The 15,848-nt window shown below is 70.9% G+C and carries 19 protein-coding genes; 3 read left to right on the top strand and 16 right to left on the bottom strand.

Going from position 1 to position 15,848, the window contains the following annotated elements; translation table 11 throughout:
- Window positions 1-51: 51 nt before the first annotated feature.
- Complete coding sequence (locus tag FHW73_RS00465) at window positions 52-663, top strand: DUF2585 family protein (protein ID WP_183424753.1); 612 nt, start codon at window positions 52-54, stop codon at window positions 661-663.
- A 25-nt stretch (window positions 664-688) separates the two neighbouring features.
- Here the strand turns inward: FHW73_RS00465 and FHW73_RS00470 are convergent, their stop codons facing one another.
- Window positions 689-1,915, bottom strand: a complete 1,227-nt coding sequence (locus FHW73_RS00470) for an MFS transporter (protein WP_183424754.1) — start codon at window positions 1,913-1,915, stop codon at window positions 689-691.
- Window positions 1,916-2,081: 166 nt separating this feature from the next.
- Between FHW73_RS00470 and FHW73_RS00475 the strand changes: the two genes are divergently transcribed.
- Entirely contained in the window at window positions 2,082-2,537 is a 456-nt protein-coding gene (locus FHW73_RS00475) for a GNAT family N-acetyltransferase (RefSeq protein WP_183424755.1), read from the top strand.
- An 18-nt stretch (window positions 2,538-2,555) separates the two neighbouring features.
- Here FHW73_RS00475 and FHW73_RS00480 read toward each other — a convergent pair whose 3' ends face one another.
- The 10 genes from FHW73_RS00480 to FHW73_RS00525 form a co-directional block, all read right to left on the bottom strand.
- Window positions 2,556-2,867 carry a hypothetical protein gene (locus tag FHW73_RS00480; protein WP_183424756.1) on the bottom strand — a complete coding sequence of 104 codons (312 nt, stop codon included), beginning with the start codon at window positions 2,865-2,867 and terminating at the stop codon, window positions 2,556-2,558.
- Window positions 2,864-3,196 (bottom strand): hypothetical protein, encoded by a 333-nt coding sequence (locus FHW73_RS00485; protein WP_183424757.1) that lies wholly within the window; start codon window positions 3,194-3,196, stop codon window positions 2,864-2,866. Before FHW73_RS00485 ends, FHW73_RS00480 begins: the two co-directional genes overlap by 4 nt.
- Before the next feature lie 9 nt (window positions 3,197-3,205).
- Window positions 3,206-3,874, bottom strand: a complete 669-nt coding sequence (locus FHW73_RS00490; protein ID WP_183424758.1) for a hypothetical protein — start codon at window positions 3,872-3,874, stop codon at window positions 3,206-3,208.
- A 40-nt stretch (window positions 3,875-3,914) separates the two neighbouring features.
- Window positions 3,915-4,079: a hypothetical protein gene (locus FHW73_RS00495; protein ID WP_183424759.1), complete on the bottom strand. Its 165-nt coding sequence runs from the start codon at window positions 4,077-4,079 to the stop codon at window positions 3,915-3,917.
- A complete protein-coding gene (locus FHW73_RS00500; protein WP_183424760.1) occupies window positions 4,076-4,450 on the bottom strand; it encodes a hypothetical protein in 375 nt (124 codons plus the stop codon). The genes FHW73_RS00495 and FHW73_RS00500 overlap by 4 nt, the downstream gene beginning before the upstream one ends.
- A complete protein-coding gene (locus FHW73_RS00505) occupies window positions 4,451-4,711 on the bottom strand; it encodes a hypothetical protein (RefSeq protein ID WP_183424761.1) in 261 nt (86 codons plus the stop codon). It lies immediately after the preceding gene.
- A 108-nt stretch (window positions 4,712-4,819) separates the two neighbouring features.
- Window positions 4,820-5,449, bottom strand: coding sequence for a DUF2589 domain-containing protein (locus FHW73_RS00510; RefSeq protein WP_183424762.1), 630 nt, complete (start codon window positions 5,447-5,449; stop codon window positions 4,820-4,822).
- 21 nt (window positions 5,450-5,470) lie between these two features.
- Window positions 5,471-6,022, bottom strand: a complete 552-nt coding sequence (locus tag FHW73_RS00515) for a DUF2589 domain-containing protein (RefSeq protein WP_183424763.1) — start codon at window positions 6,020-6,022, stop codon at window positions 5,471-5,473.
- Window positions 6,023-6,058: 36 nt separating this feature from the next.
- Window positions 6,059-6,607 carry a glycosyl hydrolase 108 family protein gene (locus FHW73_RS00520; RefSeq protein ID WP_183425336.1) on the bottom strand — a complete coding sequence of 183 codons (549 nt, stop codon included), beginning with the start codon at window positions 6,605-6,607 and terminating at the stop codon, window positions 6,059-6,061.
- A 382-nt stretch (window positions 6,608-6,989) separates the two neighbouring features.
- The gene (locus FHW73_RS00525; RefSeq protein ID WP_183424764.1) at window positions 6,990-7,664 is read right to left on the bottom strand and encodes a response regulator transcription factor; all 675 of its coding nucleotides are present in this window, start codon (window positions 7,662-7,664) and stop codon (window positions 6,990-6,992) included.
- Between the two features lie 307 nt (window positions 7,665-7,971).
- Between FHW73_RS00525 and FHW73_RS00530 the strand changes: the two genes are divergently transcribed.
- A complete protein-coding gene (locus FHW73_RS00530; RefSeq protein ID WP_255492531.1) occupies window positions 7,972-8,532 on the top strand; it encodes a winged helix-turn-helix domain-containing protein in 561 nt (186 codons plus the stop codon).
- Between the two features lie 109 nt (window positions 8,533-8,641).
- On the opposite strand, the gene FHW73_RS00535 is transcribed toward FHW73_RS00530, so the two are convergent.
- The 5 genes from FHW73_RS00535 to kdpB all read right to left on the bottom strand — a co-directional run bounded on the left by FHW73_RS00535 (window position 8,642) and on the right by kdpB (window position 15,848).
- On the bottom strand, window positions 8,642-9,622 hold the full coding sequence (locus FHW73_RS00535; protein WP_183424766.1) for an NAD(P)H-quinone oxidoreductase: 981 nt from the start codon (window positions 9,620-9,622) through the stop codon (window positions 8,642-8,644).
- Window positions 9,623-9,746: 124 nt separating this feature from the next.
- On the bottom strand, window positions 9,747-10,490 hold the full coding sequence (locus tag FHW73_RS00540) for a response regulator transcription factor (RefSeq protein ID WP_183424767.1): 744 nt from the start codon (window positions 10,488-10,490) through the stop codon (window positions 9,747-9,749).
- The gene (locus FHW73_RS00545; RefSeq protein ID WP_183424768.1) at window positions 10,474-13,158 is read right to left on the bottom strand and encodes a sensor histidine kinase KdpD; all 2,685 of its coding nucleotides are present in this window, start codon (window positions 13,156-13,158) and stop codon (window positions 10,474-10,476) included. Before FHW73_RS00545 ends, FHW73_RS00540 begins: the two co-directional genes overlap by 17 nt.
- Before the next feature lie 4 nt (window positions 13,159-13,162).
- A complete protein-coding gene (gene kdpC / locus FHW73_RS00550) occupies window positions 13,163-13,768 on the bottom strand; it encodes a potassium-transporting ATPase subunit KdpC (protein ID WP_183424769.1) in 606 nt (201 codons plus the stop codon).
- Window positions 13,769-13,778: 10 nt separating this feature from the next.
- Window positions 13,779-15,848: a potassium-transporting ATPase subunit KdpB gene (gene kdpB, locus FHW73_RS00555; protein ID WP_183424770.1), complete on the bottom strand. Its 2,070-nt coding sequence runs from the start codon at window positions 15,846-15,848 to the stop codon at window positions 13,779-13,781.

Below are 15,848 nucleotides of genomic sequence, written 5' to 3' on the forward strand. Positions count from 1 at the left end.
GCGCTGTGAAAGGCCGCGTCAGGGTCGCATGGCCCAACGGTCGCGGCGCCTGTGACCCGGCCGCGCTCCTGGCGCTCGGGCTGGCGCCTGGAGGACAGGCTGGCCTTCCCGCGCCTGCGCTGGCTGCGCCACGACAGCCTGGTGGTGCTGGCCACGCTGGGCCTGCACGTGCTGTGGCTGCGCCTGCTCGGTCGCAGCCTGGTCTGTCCCTGCGGCGTGGTCACGCTGTGGCAGGTCAGCGACGATCCCGCGCAGAACTCCCAGCAGGTCGCCGATGCCTACTCGCTGCTGCACATCATCTTCGGGATGGGGCTCTATCTCGTCCTCACCTGGCTGCGCCCGCGCTGGCCGCGCATCGACCGCGCCTTGCTGGCGCTGATCAGCAGCACAGCCTGGGAGGTCGTCGAGAACACGCCCTGGGTCATCGCGCTGCTGAACAATGCGACCAACGCCGCGCCCGACTACCACGGCGACAGCATTCTCAACTCGCTGGCCGACACCGGCTTTGCGATGCTCGGCTTCGCGATCGCCGCGCGTCTGCCCCTGCGGTGGATCATCGCGCTGGCACTGGCGCTCGAACTGATCGTGAGCCTGCGCATCCATGATGGCTTCCTGCTCGCCACCGGCCGCCTGGTGCTCGGGCTCTTCGGACAGAGCGGGTGATCCCCACTGCGCGTAGGCGGCTCGTTCAGATCCGACCGCCCGCCGTGCGCGGCAGCAGCGCGGTCGCCAGTCCGAGCAGCGGCAAGAAGGCGGTGACGTGGTACACCCAGACGATGCCGCGCGCGTCCGCGAGTTGCCCAAGCGCGGCCGCGCCGATGCCGCCGATCCCGAACATCAGGCCGAACATCACGCCCGACACCATGCCCACGCGGCCGGGGACCGCCTCCTGCGCATAGACCACCAGCGCGGCGAACGCCGACGACATCACCAGGCCGATCACCACCGCCAGCACGGCCGTTGCCACCAGCCCGACGTACGGCAGCGCGAGCGCGAACGGCGCCACGCCCAGAAACGAGATCCAGATCACCGCCTTGCGCCCGATGCGATCGCCGACCGGACCGCCGGCGAATGTGCCCAGCGCGATCGCGCCGAGGAACAGGAACAGGCAGACCTGGCTCTGCTGCACGCCCAGGCCGAAGCGCTCGATGAGGTAGAACGTGAAGTAGTTGGTGAACGAGGCGATGTAGACGAACTTCGCGAACATCAGCACCGCCACCACCGCGATCGCCTGGACGACCTTGCTGCGCGGCAATCCGCTGCCGCGGCGGCCCGCCAGGCTCGCCAGCCGCGCCTGGCCGTGCTGTACCGACCAACGGGTGAGCCGCAGCAGCACGAACACCGCGAGCCCTGCGACCAGCATCAGCCAAGCGACCGCCGACTGCCCATGCGGGATCACGACCGCGGCCGCCAGCAGCGGTCCGATGGCTTGACCGGTATTGCCGCCGACCTGGAACGTCGACTGCGCGGTGCCGAAGCGCCCGCCCGATCCCATCCGCGCCACGCGCGAGGCCTCGGGATGGAACGTCGCCGAGCCGACGCCAACGATCGCCGCTGCCAGCAACAGCATCGGATAGCTGTGCGCGGCTGCCAGGGTCGCGATGCCGACGAACGTCACCACCATACCGGCCGGCAGCAGATACGGCATCGGATGACGATCGGTGTACAGGCCGATCCACGGCTGCAGCAGCGAGGCGGTGATCTGGTAGACCAATGCGATGCCGCCGATCTGCCCGAAGCTCAGGTCGAAGTTGCTCTTGAGCATCGGGAAGATCGCCGGCAGCGTCGCCTGGATCAGATCGTTGAGCAGATGCGCGAACGCGGCGGCACCGACCACGCCGAGCGCGAAGCCCTGCGCAGGCGAGCTCGGATCGGATACGGCGGCGGTCGGGGGCTGAGGCGAAGGCTGGGACATCGAAGCTCGGTCGCGTCCGAGCGCTGCGGCCCGCGCGCCGCCGCGGGCAATGCCGGTAGCCTCGGGGCACATCGGCGGCGCCGGATGCGTCTATGTGGGGAACGGCAGCGTAGGCCATCGACGCCGGAGTGTCATGCGCCCGCACACGCGCCGGTATGCTGTGCCCATGCACGACCACGTCACCACCGGGTTCGCGCTGCGTCCTGCGCGGCTCGACGACATCGACGGCATCTTCCACGTCCGCACTTCGGTGCGCGAGAACGCGCTGAGCCTCGACGCGCTCGCGGCTCTGGGCATCACCCCCGCATCGATCGCGCAGATGGTGCAGGACGCGCCCTGCGCCTGGGTCGCATGCGACGGGCCGACGGTCGTGGGCTTTTCGATGGTCGACCTGGACGAAGGTGCGCTGTTCGCCGCGTTCGTGCTGCCGTCGCATGAGGGCCGCGGCATCGGCAAGGCGCTCGTGGCGCCGGCCGAGCACGCCTTGTTCGCGCGGCATCCAGTCGCCTGGCTCGAGACTGCCCGCGGCTCGCGCGCCGAGGGCTTCTACCGCCGCCTGGGCTGGGGCCAGGCATCCGACATCGGCGGCGGCGACATCCGGCTGGAGAAACAGCGTCCCTGACGCGCACCGGCAGTGCTGTCAGCGCGCCGCCGGCCCGAGCCCACCGGCAACCTTCGCGCGCGCCGCCCTGCGACGCTGCCGGCGCTCGAGCCGCGCCCATTCGAGCAGCAGCAGCGCCATGCCGCCGTTGAGCACCAGCTCGCCGGGCCAGATCGCCGCGTAGCCATGCCCGGTCGCCATCGCCGCGACCAGGCCGACGACATCGACGATGGCGCCGGCCGCGACCAACGTGCCGCACAGCTTGATGCCCCGGGGCTGCCCGGTGGCAGTCATCATCCACAGCGCGGCGACGATCAGCAGTGTGGTGACGATGAGGTAGGCGATGTTCATTGACGGTCCTCCGGGGCCGGGCCAACGAGGCGCGCGACCAGCCGCTCGGCCATCCGATCGCCACGACGCTGCAGCAGCCGTTGCACGATCGCGGTCGCCTGCAGTCCGAAGCAGCCGACCAGGAACGCGATGCCGGCTTGCAGGTGAGCCCCGGCGCCGGCGAAGAAGCGCTCGTTGAGCGCCGGCCCGACGAACACCGCGACCAGTGCGCCGCTGATCGCCCGCACCATCGCCCGGTGCCGCGACGGCGCATCGTCGAGGACCAGCGGCAACAGCGCGCCGCAGACCCCGGCCAGGACGATCCACAGCTGGATCAGCATGCTGTCCATGACCTGTCCTCACTTCGGCGACAGCACGACATCCGCGCCACGCAAGCCGCGTACCGTGACGTCTCCACGCGGCGCGCTCGGCAGCATGACCGTACGGCCCACCCACCGATCGCAGCCTCCGCCAGTGGTGCCCGCGGTGAACACGTGCCACTGCTGCTCCGCGTCCACGGCTGCCAGCTCCAATGCAATCCGGCACGGAGTTGCGCCACCTTGACGCCACTCGCCGGACCGCTCGCCCAGCGCGGCGGCGACCAGACGCAGTTCGACCGTCGTGTTGCCGGGCGCAGACAGCGCCAGCGTGCGCGCCCCGCTCGCCGTGACCGCATCGCCTGCCGGGCGCAGGGTCAGCGGCGTGAGCGACAGCCCGTCCAGGTGCACATGCCGGCCGTCGATCTGCACTGTCAGCCGGCGCCCGGACAGGCGGTCGCAGGCCGTGCCGCCATTGACCGACAGACCCGCCGTGTAGCCGACGCCCTCGCGCTTGAGCGGCAGCCGGCACGCCCATGGCGCACCGAGGCGCAGCTCGCCGCCGCCCGGCGTCAGTTGCAGGCGCACCGCATGCGGCACCGGACCGTCCCATCCGCTGCCCAGCCACACGTCGGGGTCGGCGGCCTGGCCGGCGAGCGCCGGCAGCCAGGCGGCGAGCAATACGACGCTTCGAAGGATCCACTTGTCCATGTCATGTCCTCTGGTTCGTCGACCGCGCCATTGCGATCGATCAGCCCCACACGCGCCAGGCCGATGCCGCCGCCGTGGCCAACACCGCCGCTGCCGTCGCCACGACCCAGGCGATGCTTCGCCTGCGCTTCGGGATCGGCGGCATCAAACGCGCGATCGCCTCGGCCATCTCCGGCGTCAGTTCGAACTCGACGGTGCGTCTCATCCCTGCATCCCGGCCGTGGGCAACTGCACGTCATCGAAGTACACCCGGATCTGGTCGCAGTCCTCGCCGTGCAGTTCGACCCGCAGCCGATGCACCACGTCCCGCCCGCGCCGGCGCCCAAGCAGCCGCAATGCGTGCACGCGGCCGTCGGCATCGCGCCGCACGGTGCAGGCGATATGCAGCTCGGCGTGGGCGAGGCGATGCCGCCGCCACGGGCGCAGGCTCTCCAGTGCGGTGCCGCCGCGTGCGAGCCGTATCAGCGCCTCATGTCGGCAGCGCTGGAAGACCGCCTCCATGCGTGCGTGGCCATCGCGCACGGCGCCCTGGAATGCCACGACCAGCATCGCGAACGGATAGCGCTGGGTCGCCACTCAGGCGCCCTCCATCCAGGCGGGCTTGCGCGGGAAGCCGACGTGGTAGCAGAGCCATTGCAGCACCACCTGATGCTCGCCGACCTGGAGAATGGTGAAGCTCTTCTCCAGCCCGACGATGCTGCCGCGCGGCGCGTCGGTCAGGCAGCGGTTGAGCAGCGCGCGCGCCGCCTCGACTTCCTCGTCGGTACGCATGCGCGTGGGATTGTCGGTCCCCACGACGATGCGCTTGACGAACTTCACATCGCTCAGGTCGAACATCGCCTGCTCTCCGTTCGTGTTCGGTTGCCATCAGTGTCGGAAGGCATCGCGCCTTCATGTCGATCGCTGTGAAAGCGCGCCCGCGCACGCGGCGCGGGCGCGATGCGATCAGGTCACCGGCACCGGCGCGCTGATCTTCCTCGGTGCACAGGCCGTCTGCAGGATGTCGAGCACCCGCGCCAGGCCTTCGGGCATCCCGTTGTCCTCGGCATGCACGTTGACGTGGTACTTGGCCGAGTTGTCCGACGAGCGGGTGTTCTCCTTGTGCGTGGCGACCGAGCCCTGGATGCGGACCTTGGCGCTGAAAATCCCCCAGCCGACCTGCATCGTCGCGTCCAGGGTCGCCGAGGCGTCAGAGCTCTCCTTGCTGGAGAACGACGACTTCACCTCCATGTCGAAGGTGACATCCACGGTGTTGATCGACAGGTTGGGCACCTTGACGATCGCCAGCAACGGCACCTCCAGTTCGACTTCCTCTTCATGGATACCGGGGTTGGCCGGGTCGATGCTGTCCACCGGCCGCTTGAAGCGGAACGTGGCGGTACGCGTGCCGCCGACACCGGTGGGGTCGTTCGCCGGGTCCGGCGGCGGCAGGAAACCGATCACCTTGATGAAGTCCGCAGTGGCCTGCGCGAGCCGGACCTGCGCGTCACAGGCCGCGTTCAGCGGTCCGCCGATGAGGTCGCCCATCGGCAATCCCTGGAACTGATCGGAAATGTTGACGAGTTCGTTTGCCATGTCATTGCTCCTTGAAGTCCGCTAGACCGGAAGGTCACCCTCCTCGGGCGGCCAGCTCTGGCCGACCGTGCGAAAGACGCCCTGGGTCTGCGCGAGATGGTTGATGAGTCTGGCGGCGCCGTCCGTCGGCTCGGAGCCCTCCACGCGCAACACCACGTGGACGGATCCTTGTCCACCAGCGACCGCCGCGCCGGTGTCGACGTTGATACAGGGCCTGGGCCCGCTGCCGCGGCGCGCCCAGGCGCGCTCGGGTGGATCGTCGCGGGCAGGTGTCTGTTCCTCGCGTGCGGTCAACCCGCCCAGGTCGGCGTCGAACGTGATCTCCACGTCCTTGATCCGCAGCACGTTGGTGGACACCAGCGGCAGCAGCGGCGCCCGGTAGAGATCCTCATCGCCGGCTTGCGCGTCGGGGTGCATCGACGGCAGCCGGATCACCACGCTCTTGGGCCGGTTGTCCTCGTCGAAGAACTCGCCCAGGTGCGCGGTCTGGTGCTGCTCGATCCGGTCCTGCGCCTCGATCACAGCGCCTGCAAGCGCTTCGATCAGGCTGTTGAGCGTTGTCTGTGTCGTCATGATGGGCGTCCTCGCCGGCAGGCGCCGGGTGTGCGTTCAACCGGCCGTCGGATCGGCGGGAAAGGCCTCGACCCGCGCCAGCCAGCCGCGCAGGAAGCGCTGCAGCGATGGCCGTCGCGCGACCAGCGTGCGGTAGTAATCGATGCGCCCTTTTCGATAGGCGAGGTACACGGCGACCGGGTCGGCCGCCTGGAGCGCGGCGAACGTGCCTGGGCCGAACGCCCCGTCCACCTGCAGCCGCGGCTGCGCCCCCAGCTCGTTGAGCACGCGCTGCAGCAGCTTGATGGCGTTGGCGCCGGCGTTGACGTGGAAGTCGAACATGATTTCAGCCAACGGCTGCAGTGCGATCGCATCGCCATGCAGCGGGTCCCAGTACAGCCGGCGATACAGCACGGCGGCTTGCGCATCGGTCAGCGCGCGCAGGGACTCCAGGCTGGGGGCCACGCCGAGCAGGGCCTGTGCATGCCGACGAAAGGTCGCGAACGTGATGCCTTTGTTGGTCGCGCCCCCCGGGTCGGCTGGATCGTTGACGTAGCCGCCCTCGAAGCGCAGCAAATGGGGGAAGAATCGTTGAAAGTCGGCCATGACATCCTCGTTTCGCGGCGCGCTGTGCGGTGGATGCAGCCTCACCGACGCCGCGCCCGGGCCCCATCGGCAGGATGCCGAGACCGCAATGCACGAATGCCGACCTTGCACGGCTCGCGCGCGCAGGCGTGCGGCGGTCGCGCCGATGACATCGGAGCTGGCGCCGCCAAGGATCGGCATCGCACCGATGGCGAGCCCTGTCCCCGGCGACAACAGTGCCGTGGACGCGCCGTTGCGCGCGACCGGAGCCGCGCCCCGCATGTCGATACGCCGTCTGCCGTTGCCCTGCCCGACAGCGCGCACGCGCGCGTGCGCGCCGACCGCCGCCGGTCGGGCGAGGGCGCGTTCCTGCGCGTCGGGTATGCGCGCAACGGGCATGCCGTCAGCCGGCGCCGTGCGCACCATCGGCGCCCGCCTCCTCCAGGCGGCTGATCCCTTCGCGCAGCGCATATCGGGTCAGGCCGGCGATGCCCGCAACGCCGAGCTTGGCGAACACGTGCTCACGATGGGTCGCCACCGTCTTCTCGCTGATGTGCAGCCGCGCGGCAATCTGCCGCGTCGACCAGCCTTCGGCGTAAAGCTGGGTGATCTCGCGCTCGCGGCCAGTCAGCGGCGATGGGCCCAACGCCGCGTCGCGGTTGCGGTAGGCATCGATGAACACCGCTTCCAGTCCCGGGCTGAGCACCATGCGGCCACCTGCCACACCACGCAGCGCGGCAAGCAGGACCTCGACCGGATCGCGCTTGAGCACATAGCCGCGCGCGCCTGCATCGAAGGCCTCCTTGACCGCGCTGTGGCTGCCGGCATGCGCCAGGCACAGCACGCGCGCCTCGGGCGTCCTCGCCAGCAGGCGGCGGGTCGCCTCGATGCCGTTCATGCCCGACATCGCGGGTTCGACCACCGCGATGTCGAAGGCCAGGCGCCGTGCGAGTCGCAGCATCTCCAGGCCGTCGCCGGCCACCCCTGCGATCTCGAGCTGTGGATCGCCGGCAAGCAATGCACGCACGCCATCGCGCACCAGCGTCTGGCCGTCAGCCAGCAGAATGCGCAGCGTCATCGCGCACCTCCGCACATTCCCACGTCCGCGCACAACGCCTCGCGCCGTTGCGCAGTCGTCTCGTTCCCATGCCGTCGCCGGATCATCGCTCCCTCCCTAGCGTCGATGACGCGGCGATTGCCGCCTCCGGACCGAGCATCGCCAGCGCGCCGACCCAAGTCCTTCCGGAAAGCTTCCGGGCGGGCCACGCGCCACGGCATCCACCGATGCGCGACCCGCGCCGATCACAGGCGCGCGCGTTCCAACACGGACACGGACACGGACACGCGAAGACACCGGCATCTGCGCCGGCGCCACAGGAGGGCGAATGGCGAGCAAGATCCCGGGGGGCTCGGGCCGATTCCGGATAGGCGACTGGATCGTCGTTCCCGCAGAGGGCCGCCTGCTGCGCGCAGGCCATCGCCGTCGCCTGGAACCCAGGACCATGACCTTGCTGTGCGCGCTGGCCGCGAGCAATGGCGCCGTCCGCAGCGCCGATGCCCTGCTCGATGCCTGCTGGCCCGGACAGGACCTGGGTGACAACGCAGTGCACAAGCACGTGGCGTTGCTGCGCGCCGCGCTGGGCGATAGCGCCCAGGCCCCGCGCTACATCGACACGCTGCACCGGCGCGGCTACCGGCTGCTGGTCCCGGTGGCGCCGGTCATCGCACACGGCGGGGTTGCCAGTGCAGAGGCCGATGCCGCCGCGCTGGTGGCGGGCGCCTGCGCGCTGGACGATGTCCTGGATCCTGCACCGCGAATGCGCGATGCCGGTGTCGACGCCCTGGTGCTCGCACGCCTGGCCCGCGACAACCGCCGCTTGCGCACGCTGTGCGCGGCCTTGCTGCGGCGGTGTCGGGGAGCCGAGCACGGGCCGCCGGTCGGCTGAGTCGTCACAACGCGGTGATCGAGCCGCGAGCCATCGGTTCCCGCATGGGCGGTCGCGCGCCTGGAACCGCGCGCAGCGCCGGCCTGCGCGGGTGGTGACGAGCGCGTGCCTATGCGACCTCGAGCACCACCTTTCCAACATGCGCGCCGGCCTCGAGGTAGGCGTGCGCGGCCGCGGCGTCGGCCAACGGGAACGTGCGGTCGACGACTGCGCGGACCCGCCCCTCGGCGATCCACGGCCACACCCTCCGTTCGACCGCTTCGGCCAGACGTGCCTTCTCGTCGGCGCTGCGCGGACGCAAGGTCGAGCCGGTGAGGACCGCCTGCTTCTGCATCAGCCGCATCACCGGCACTTCCAGCACGGCGCCGCCCAGCGCGGCGATGTAGACGATGCGCCCGCCCCGGTTGAGCGCGCGCAGCGTCGCCTCGAACGTCGGCGCGCCGACCATGTCCAGCGCCACGTCGACGCCGCCGTGCGCACGCGCGACCTCGGCGAAATCCTCGGTGTGCGTATCCACCGATACGTCGGCGCCCAGTGCGCGCGCCTGCGCGGCCTTCTCCGCACCCCGGCTGCACGCCAGCACATGCGCCCCGGCCGCACGCGCCATCTGGATCGCCGCCACGCCGATGCCCGAAGTCGCGCCGTGCACCAGCAGCCATTCGCCGGCCCGCAGGGCGCCATGCTCGAACACGTTGGCGTAGACGGTGAACACGGTTTCGGGCAGCGCGGCGGCGTGGACCCAATCCAGGCCGTCGGGCATCGGCAACACGTGCCGGGCGTCGGCCACCGCGTGGGTCGCATAGCCGCCACCGCCGAGCAGCGCGCAGACCCGATCGCCTGGTCGCCATCGACCTGCGCCATGCACGATCTCGCCCGCCACCTCCAGGCCGAGCGTCTCCGGCGCACCGGGCGGCGGCGGGTAGCTGCCGAGGCGCTGCACGATGTCCGGCCGGTTGACGCCCGCCGCGCGCACCTGGATCAGCACCTGTCCTTGCGCCGGTACCGGCATCGGCAGTTCGACCGGATGCAGCGCATCCGCCTCCCCCTTGCCGCCGCGGATGGCGATGGCGGTCATGGTCGATTCCTGCATGGCGTTCCTCGGGTCTATCGCGAAGCGCCAGAGCATAGCCGCCCCCGCCTGACGGGCAGGTGCAGCCTGCGGGCCTGGTACACGGCAGGAAGCAACCCGCCGCCGAACCCGCGCGGCGATGCCGCTATGCGCCGCGCCGCTGGCCCGCGTCGTCGTCCAGGGCGATGAAGCGCAGCCCGACACCCGGCTCGGTCGCGATATAGCGCGGCGCGGCAGCATCGTCGCCGAGTCTGGCGCGCAGCTTGCCGACGAGGATGCGCACGTAATGCGCATCCTCGGTGTGGCTGGGCCCCCAGATCTCGCGCAGCAACTGCGGCTGGGTCAGCACGCGGCCGGCATTGCGCAGCAGCATCGACAGCAAGGCGTACTCCTTGCGCGACAGCGCCAACGGCACGCCGCCCAGGCGCACCTCGCGGCGCGCCAGGTCGATGTGCAGGTGACCGTCGTCGAACACCGGCGCCGCGTCCGGGCCCTGCGCCTGCTGGCGCAGCAGCATGCGGATCCGCGCCATCAGTTCGGCGGTGCCGAACGGTTTGGTCACGTAGTCGTTCGCGCCCGCATCGAGCGCGGCGACCTTGCCGGCCTCGTCGTTGCGCACCGACAGCATCACCACCGGCACCTGCGACCAGCCACGGATCTCGCGCAGCACCGCGTGCCCATCCATGTCGGGCAGTCCGATGTCGAGCACCACCAGGTCGGCGCCGCCTTCGGCCAGCAGCGTCAGCGCCTTTGCGGCATCCTCGGCAAGCGCGACGCGGTAGCCCTGTGCGCGCAGACTGATGTCCAGGAACCGCCGGATCTGCGGCTCGTCGTCGACGACCAGGATGCGCGCGGGCATCGGCGCAGCGGAGTCAGTTGTCGCCGGCATGGTCGGGCTCCAGGTCGGGTGGGCGCTGCAACGGCAGCTCGATCCGGATCAGCGTGCCGGTGCCGTCGGGCCCGCGCAACGCCGACACCGCACCACCGTGCGCACCGACCATGCCCTGGCAGATCGTCAGTCCGAGGCCGGTACCTTTGCGGCCACGATCGCCGCGTTCGACGCTGTAGAACATGTCGAAGATGCGCACGCGCTCCTCGTCGGGAATCCCCGGGCCGCGGTCGGCGACATCGATGCGCAGCACGCCCTGCGCAGTGTCCGGGGCCGCGCCCGGCAGCAGCCGCGCGGCCACTGTGATCGCCTCGCCCGGCGGCGAGAACCCGGCCGCGTTCTCGAGCACGTTGAACAGCGCCTGCTCGAGCAGGGCCGGATGCACCCACAGCGGCGGCAAGCCGGGCGCGAGGTCGAGCACGACACGCACGTCGGGACGATAGCGGCGCAGCCGAGCGACCGCCGAGCCGACGAGCTCATCGACGCCGATCCAGTCGCGGTTGAGCGACAGCCCGTCATGGCCCAGCCGGGTCATGTCGAGCAGATTCTGGATATAGCGGTCCAGGCGCTCGCCCTCGAGCACGATGGTCTCCAGCAACGCGCGCCGGTCCGCCGCCTCCATCGCCTCGCCATAGCTGGCCAGGCTGCCGGCCGAGCCGATCATCGAGGCCAACGGCGAACGCAGGTCGTGCGACACCGACGACAGCAACGCCGCGCGCAGGCGTTCGGTCTCGCCTTCGACCCGGGCGCGTTCGAGCGCGCCGACCAGGCGCACGCGCGAGGCCGCCTGTGCGATATCGTCGAGCATCGCCTGCGCGAGCCGGCGCTGCTCCAGCCCGGGGCGCGGGGCCTGCGCATCGAAGCGCAACGCCGCCACCCCGTGGATCGTGTCGCCGTCGCGAACCGGCAGCAGCCACCAGCGCAACGCCGACAAGGTATCGGTGTCGCGACCCGCCGGCTCGCCGTGGCGACGCACCCAGTCCACCGCGGCCCGGTCGAGACCGTCGGGCAGCGTCGGCGCGCTCGCGGTCTCGTCCAGCTGGATCCAGACCTCCGCGCCCAGCCCCTGCGCCAACGCCTCGCGGCCGGCCGCCAGCACCTGGCCGAGGTCGGCCGCAGCAGCGAGCTCGCGCCCGAGCGTCTGCAGGCCGGTTGCATGCGCATTGGCCGCGCGCAGCGCCAGCACCTGCTGCCGCAATCGCGAGGCCAGCCGCCCCGCGACCAGCGCTGCGATCAGGAACAAGGTCACCGTGATCACGCTGCGATGGGCGGCAATCTGGAAAGTGAAGCGCGGCTCGATGAAGAAGAAGTTGTAGCTGGCGAAGCTCAGCACGGCAGTGACCACGGCCGTGGACATGCGCGTGCGCGCGGCCACCAGCACGACTGCGAGCATGAACAACATCGACAGATCGTCCAGGCCCAGCCAGCGTTGCGCCCCCCAGCCCAACGCAACCGCGCCGAGGGTGACGCTGACGGCCCATGCGACGCCGCGACCGCGCATCGTGCGATCGCCGCGCCCCGCCCGACGTGCCCGCGCACGCGCGTCGGGCGTGCCGACGATCACCAGCTCGAAGCGTGCGCCCCGCTGCAGCAGGCGCTGGGTGAGCGTGCGGTTGAACGCGCGCGCGACTGGGCGCTCGCGGGTGCGGCCGAGCACGATCGAGGACGCGCCGACGCGCTCGGCCTGGTCGAGCAATGCAGCGGCGACTTCGTCGCCGTGCACGACCTCGGTCGCAGCGCCGAGACTGCGGGCGAGTGCGAACGCGCGGTCGAGCTCGAGCTGCCGTTCGGCATCGGGCGGCGCCCCCGACTGCACGGTGGTCACCGTCCAGGGCGCATCGCGGCGCTCGGCGATGCGCCGGCCCGCGCGCACCAGGTACTCGGACGTGCCCAGCCCGTCGATTGCGACCAGCACCCGGCGTCGCAACGTTGGCCCGGCGCGGCCATGGGCCGCCTGCGATTCGCGCAGGTCGGCATCGATGCGATCGGCCGCGACCTGCATCGCCAGTTCGCGCAGCGCGGCGAGGTTGGACGGCGTGAAGAAACCCTGCAGCGCCCGCGTCGCCTGCTCGGGCAGATAGACCTTGCCCGCCTCCAGCCGTTCGATCAGGTCGCGCGGCGGCAGGTCGACCAGGCGGATGTCGCGCAGGCGGTCGAACACGCTGTCGGGCACGGTCTCGGTCACGCGCACACCGGTGATCGCATGCACGACGTCGTTGAGGCTCTCCAGATGCTGGACGTTGACCGTGGTATGGACGTCGATCCCGGCATCGAGCAGCTCGACGACATCCTGCCAGCGCCGCTCATGGCGGCTACCCGGCGGGTTGCGATGCGCGAGTTCGTCGACCAGCACCAGCGTCGGACGCCGGGCGAGCGCCGCGTCGATATCGAAGGCCTCGAGCCAGCGATCGCGGTAGGCGAGGCGCCGACGCGGCAGCACCTCCAGGCCCTCAAGCAAGGCGGCGGTATCGGCCCGGCCGTGGGTCTCGACGAAGCCCACGAGCACCGCATGGCCCTGCGCCTGCAGCTCGCGCGCGCGCGCCAGCATCGCCCAGGTCTTGCCGACGCCGGGCGCAGCGCCCAGGAACACCGTCAAGCGGCCGCCGCCATGCGCGCGGACGGCATCGGCCAGCAAGGCATCGGCGCGGGCGTCGCGGTCGGCGGACATCGGCTTATTCTGCGCCGTCGGCCTGCGCTTGCGCGTCGAGCGCGAGGTTGAGCGCGAGCACGTTCACCCGCGCCGCACCGAACAGGCCGAACGTCGGGCCCTGGGTGTGGGCATCGACCAGCGCCTGCACCCGCGCCGGGTCGAGGCCGCTTGCCGCCGCGACCCGCGCGACCTGCACGCGCGCCGTCGCCGGCCCGATATGCGGGTCGATGCCGCTGCCGGATCGGGTGATCAGCTCGTCGGGCACGTCCGCGGCAGCAAGACCCTCACGCGCGGCGACGGCCTGACGTGCGGCCTCGATGTCGGTCTGCAACGCCGGATTCCCGCGCGCCAGATTGCTTCCGGCCATCGCCATCGGGTCGTAATCGGCCGCCGAGGGGCGCGGCACGAACCAGCGCGCGCCAACGAACGGCTGGCCAACCAGCGACGAGCCGACGATGCGGCCGTCGTGCTCGAGCAGGCTGCCTTGGGCCTGCGCTGGGAACAGCACGCGTCCCAGCCCCGTGGCAAGCAGTGCATAGCCGAGGCCCGCGACCAGCAGGGTGATCAGGGCCAGACCCAGAGCCGGCCGCAGCAGGCCGGGCGGATGCGAAGGCGGAACGGCGGTCATGGAGAATCCTCTACAGGCCGACCGTGGCGGCCAGCGCCAGGTCGATGAGCTTGATCGCGGCGAATGGCAGCAGCACGCCGCCCAGGCCGTAGACGAGCATGTTCCGGCGCAGCAGCGCGGTCGCACCCGAGGCGCGGAAGCGCACGCCGCGCAGCGCCAACGGAATCAGCAGCGGGATGATCGCGGCGTTGAACACCAGGGCCGCGATCACCGCATTGCGTGGGCTCGACAGCCGCATCACGTCCAGCGCCGCCAGTGCCGGCACCGATGCAGCGAACAGCGCCGGCAGGATCGCGAAGTGCTTGGACACGTCGTTGGCCAGCGAGAACGTCGTCAGCGCGCCGCGGGTGATCAACTGCTGCTTGCCGACCTCGACCACCCGCAACAGCTTGGCCGGATCGGAATCCAGATCGACCATGTTGCCGGCCTCCTTGGCCGCCTGGGTGCCGGCGTGCATCGCCAGGCCTACGTCCGCCTGCGCCAGCGCGGGCGCATCGTTGGTGCCGTCGCCGACCATCGCCACCAGCCGGCCCTGCGCCTGTTCGGCCCGGATGCGCGCGAGCTTGTCCTCCGGACGTGCCTCGGCGATGTAGTCGTCGACACCGGCCTCGGCGGCGATCGCGGCCGCGGTCAATGGGTTGTCGCCGGTGATCATCACCGTGCGGATGCCCATGCCACGCAGCTGCGCGAACTTCTCGCGGATGCCGGTCTTGACCACGTCCGACAGCTCGACCACGCCGAGCACGTGCGGACCTTCGGCGACGACCAGCGGCGTGGCACCGCTGCGTGCGACCTGCTCGACCCGCGCACGCAGTTCCGTCGACACCGCGCCGCCCAGCGCCGCGACATGCGCGACGATCGCGTCCATCGCGCCCTTGCGGATGCGCCGGGGCGCATCGCCACCGCCCAGATCCACGCCGCTCATGCGCGTCTGTGCGGTGAACGCGACGAAGTGCGCCTGAGCCGGGGCCTCGAGCGACGCGCCCGGTCGCCGCGCCAGCCGCACGATCGACTTGCCCTCGGGCGTGGGATCGGCGAGCGAGGCGAGCAGTGCGGCCTCGCGCAGCGCGTCGGGGTCGATCCCCGCCAGCGGATGCAGCGCAGTCGCCTGGCGATCGCCGTGGGTGATCGTGCCGGTCTTGTCGAGCAGCAGCACGTCGATGTCGCCGGCCACCTCGACGGCCTTGCCCGATTTCGCCAGCACATTCGCCGACAGCGCACGGTTCATGCCGGCGATGCCGATCGCCGGCAGCAGCCCGCCGATCGTGGTCGGAATCAGGCACACCAGCAGCGCGATCAGCAGCAAGGGATCGAGCCTCGCACCGACGAAGCCCGCGATCGCCGGCAGCGTGACCACCACGACCAGGAACGTCAGCGTCATGGTCGCCAGCAGCAGGCCGAGCGCGACCTCGTTGGGTGTCTTCTGCCGGTTCGCCCCCTCGACCAATGCGATCATGCGATCGAGAAAGCTGTGCCCGGCTTCGACCGTGACCCGCACGACGATCTCATCCGACAACACCTTGGTGCCGCCGATCACGCCACTGCGATCGGTCCCCGCCTCGCGCAGCACCGGCGCCGACTCGCCGGTGACCGCCGCCTCGTTGATCGTCGCCAGCCCGAGCACGATCTCACCGTCGGCCGGCACCAGTTCGCCTTCCGACACGATCACCAGATCGCCGGGCCGAAGCGCGGACGCGACCACGCGCTCCGGCGCCTCGGTGGCCTGCGCCGAGGTGACCCGACGTGCGACCAGATCCTGGCGCGCACGCCGCAACGAGGCGGCCTGTCCGCGGCCGCGCGCCTCGGCCATCGCCTCGGCGAAGTTGGCGAACAGCACCGTGATCGTCAGCAATCCGGTCACCGCCCAGCCCAACCCCGGCGACGAGACCCGGCCCGTCACGGTCAGCGCGGCGGTCAGCAGTGTGGCCAGCCAGACGACGGCCATCACCGGATTGCGCAACGCGTGCTGCGGCGAGAGTTTGACGAACGCGGCGCGAACCGCCGCGCGCAGGATGCCGGCATCGAACAGGCCGGGGTTGGTCCCGCGCACGGGCGCGGCGTCTTGGGAAAGGGTAGTCAT

The sequence above is a fragment of the Luteimonas sp. RC10 genome (assembly GCF_014192745.1).
GTDB lineage: Bacteria > Pseudomonadota > Gammaproteobacteria > Xanthomonadales > Xanthomonadaceae > Luteimonas.

Coding starts and splice junctions, on each gene's coding strand:
- FHW73_RS00525 (WP_183424764.1), bottom strand. CDS start 7,664: ATGACGCTGCGCATTCTGCTGGCTGACGGCCAGACGCTGGTGCGCGAT.
- FHW73_RS00495 (WP_183424759.1), bottom strand. CDS start 4,079: ATGAGACGCACCGTCGAGTTCGAACTGACGCCGGAGATGGCCGAGGCG.
- kdpB (WP_183424770.1), bottom strand. CDS start 15,848: ATGACTACCCTTTCCCAAGACGCCGCGCCCGTGCGCGGGACCAACCCC.
- FHW73_RS00515 (WP_183424763.1), bottom strand. CDS start 6,022: ATGACGACACAGACAACGCTCAACAGCCTGATCGAAGCGCTTGCAGGC.
- FHW73_RS00475 (WP_183424755.1), top strand. CDS start 2,082: ATGCACGACCACGTCACCACCGGGTTCGCGCTGCGTCCTGCGCGGCTC.
- FHW73_RS00540 (WP_183424767.1), bottom strand. CDS start 10,490: ATGCCGGCGACAACTGACTCCGCTGCGCCGATGCCCGCGCGCATCCTG.
- FHW73_RS00480 (WP_183424756.1), bottom strand. CDS start 2,867: ATGAACATCGCCTACCTCATCGTCACCACACTGCTGATCGTCGCCGCG.
- kdpC (WP_183424769.1), bottom strand. CDS start 13,768: ATGACCGCCGTTCCGCCTTCGCATCCGCCCGGCCTGCTGCGGCCGGCT.
- FHW73_RS00485 (WP_183424757.1), bottom strand. CDS start 3,196: ATGGACAGCATGCTGATCCAGCTGTGGATCGTCCTGGCCGGGGTCTGC.
- FHW73_RS00490 (WP_183424758.1), bottom strand. CDS start 3,874: ATGGACAAGTGGATCCTTCGAAGCGTCGTATTGCTCGCCGCCTGGCTG.
- FHW73_RS00520 (WP_183425336.1), bottom strand. CDS start 6,607: ATGGCCGACTTTCAACGATTCTTCCCCCATTTGCTGCGCTTCGAGGGC.
- FHW73_RS00470 (WP_183424754.1), bottom strand. CDS start 1,915: ATGTCCCAGCCTTCGCCTCAGCCCCCGACCGCCGCCGTATCCGATCCG.
- FHW73_RS00530 (WP_255492531.1), top strand. CDS start 7,972: ATGGCGAGCAAGATCCCGGGGGGCTCGGGCCGATTCCGGATAGGCGAC.
- FHW73_RS00545 (WP_183424768.1), bottom strand. CDS start 13,158: ATGTCCGCCGACCGCGACGCCCGCGCCGATGCCTTGCTGGCCGATGCC.
- FHW73_RS00535 (WP_183424766.1), bottom strand. CDS start 9,622: ATGCAGGAATCGACCATGACCGCCATCGCCATCCGCGGCGGCAAGGGG.
- FHW73_RS00505 (WP_183424761.1), bottom strand. CDS start 4,711: ATGTTCGACCTGAGCGATGTGAAGTTCGTCAAGCGCATCGTCGTGGGG.
- FHW73_RS00510 (WP_183424762.1), bottom strand. CDS start 5,449: ATGGCAAACGAACTCGTCAACATTTCCGATCAGTTCCAGGGATTGCCG.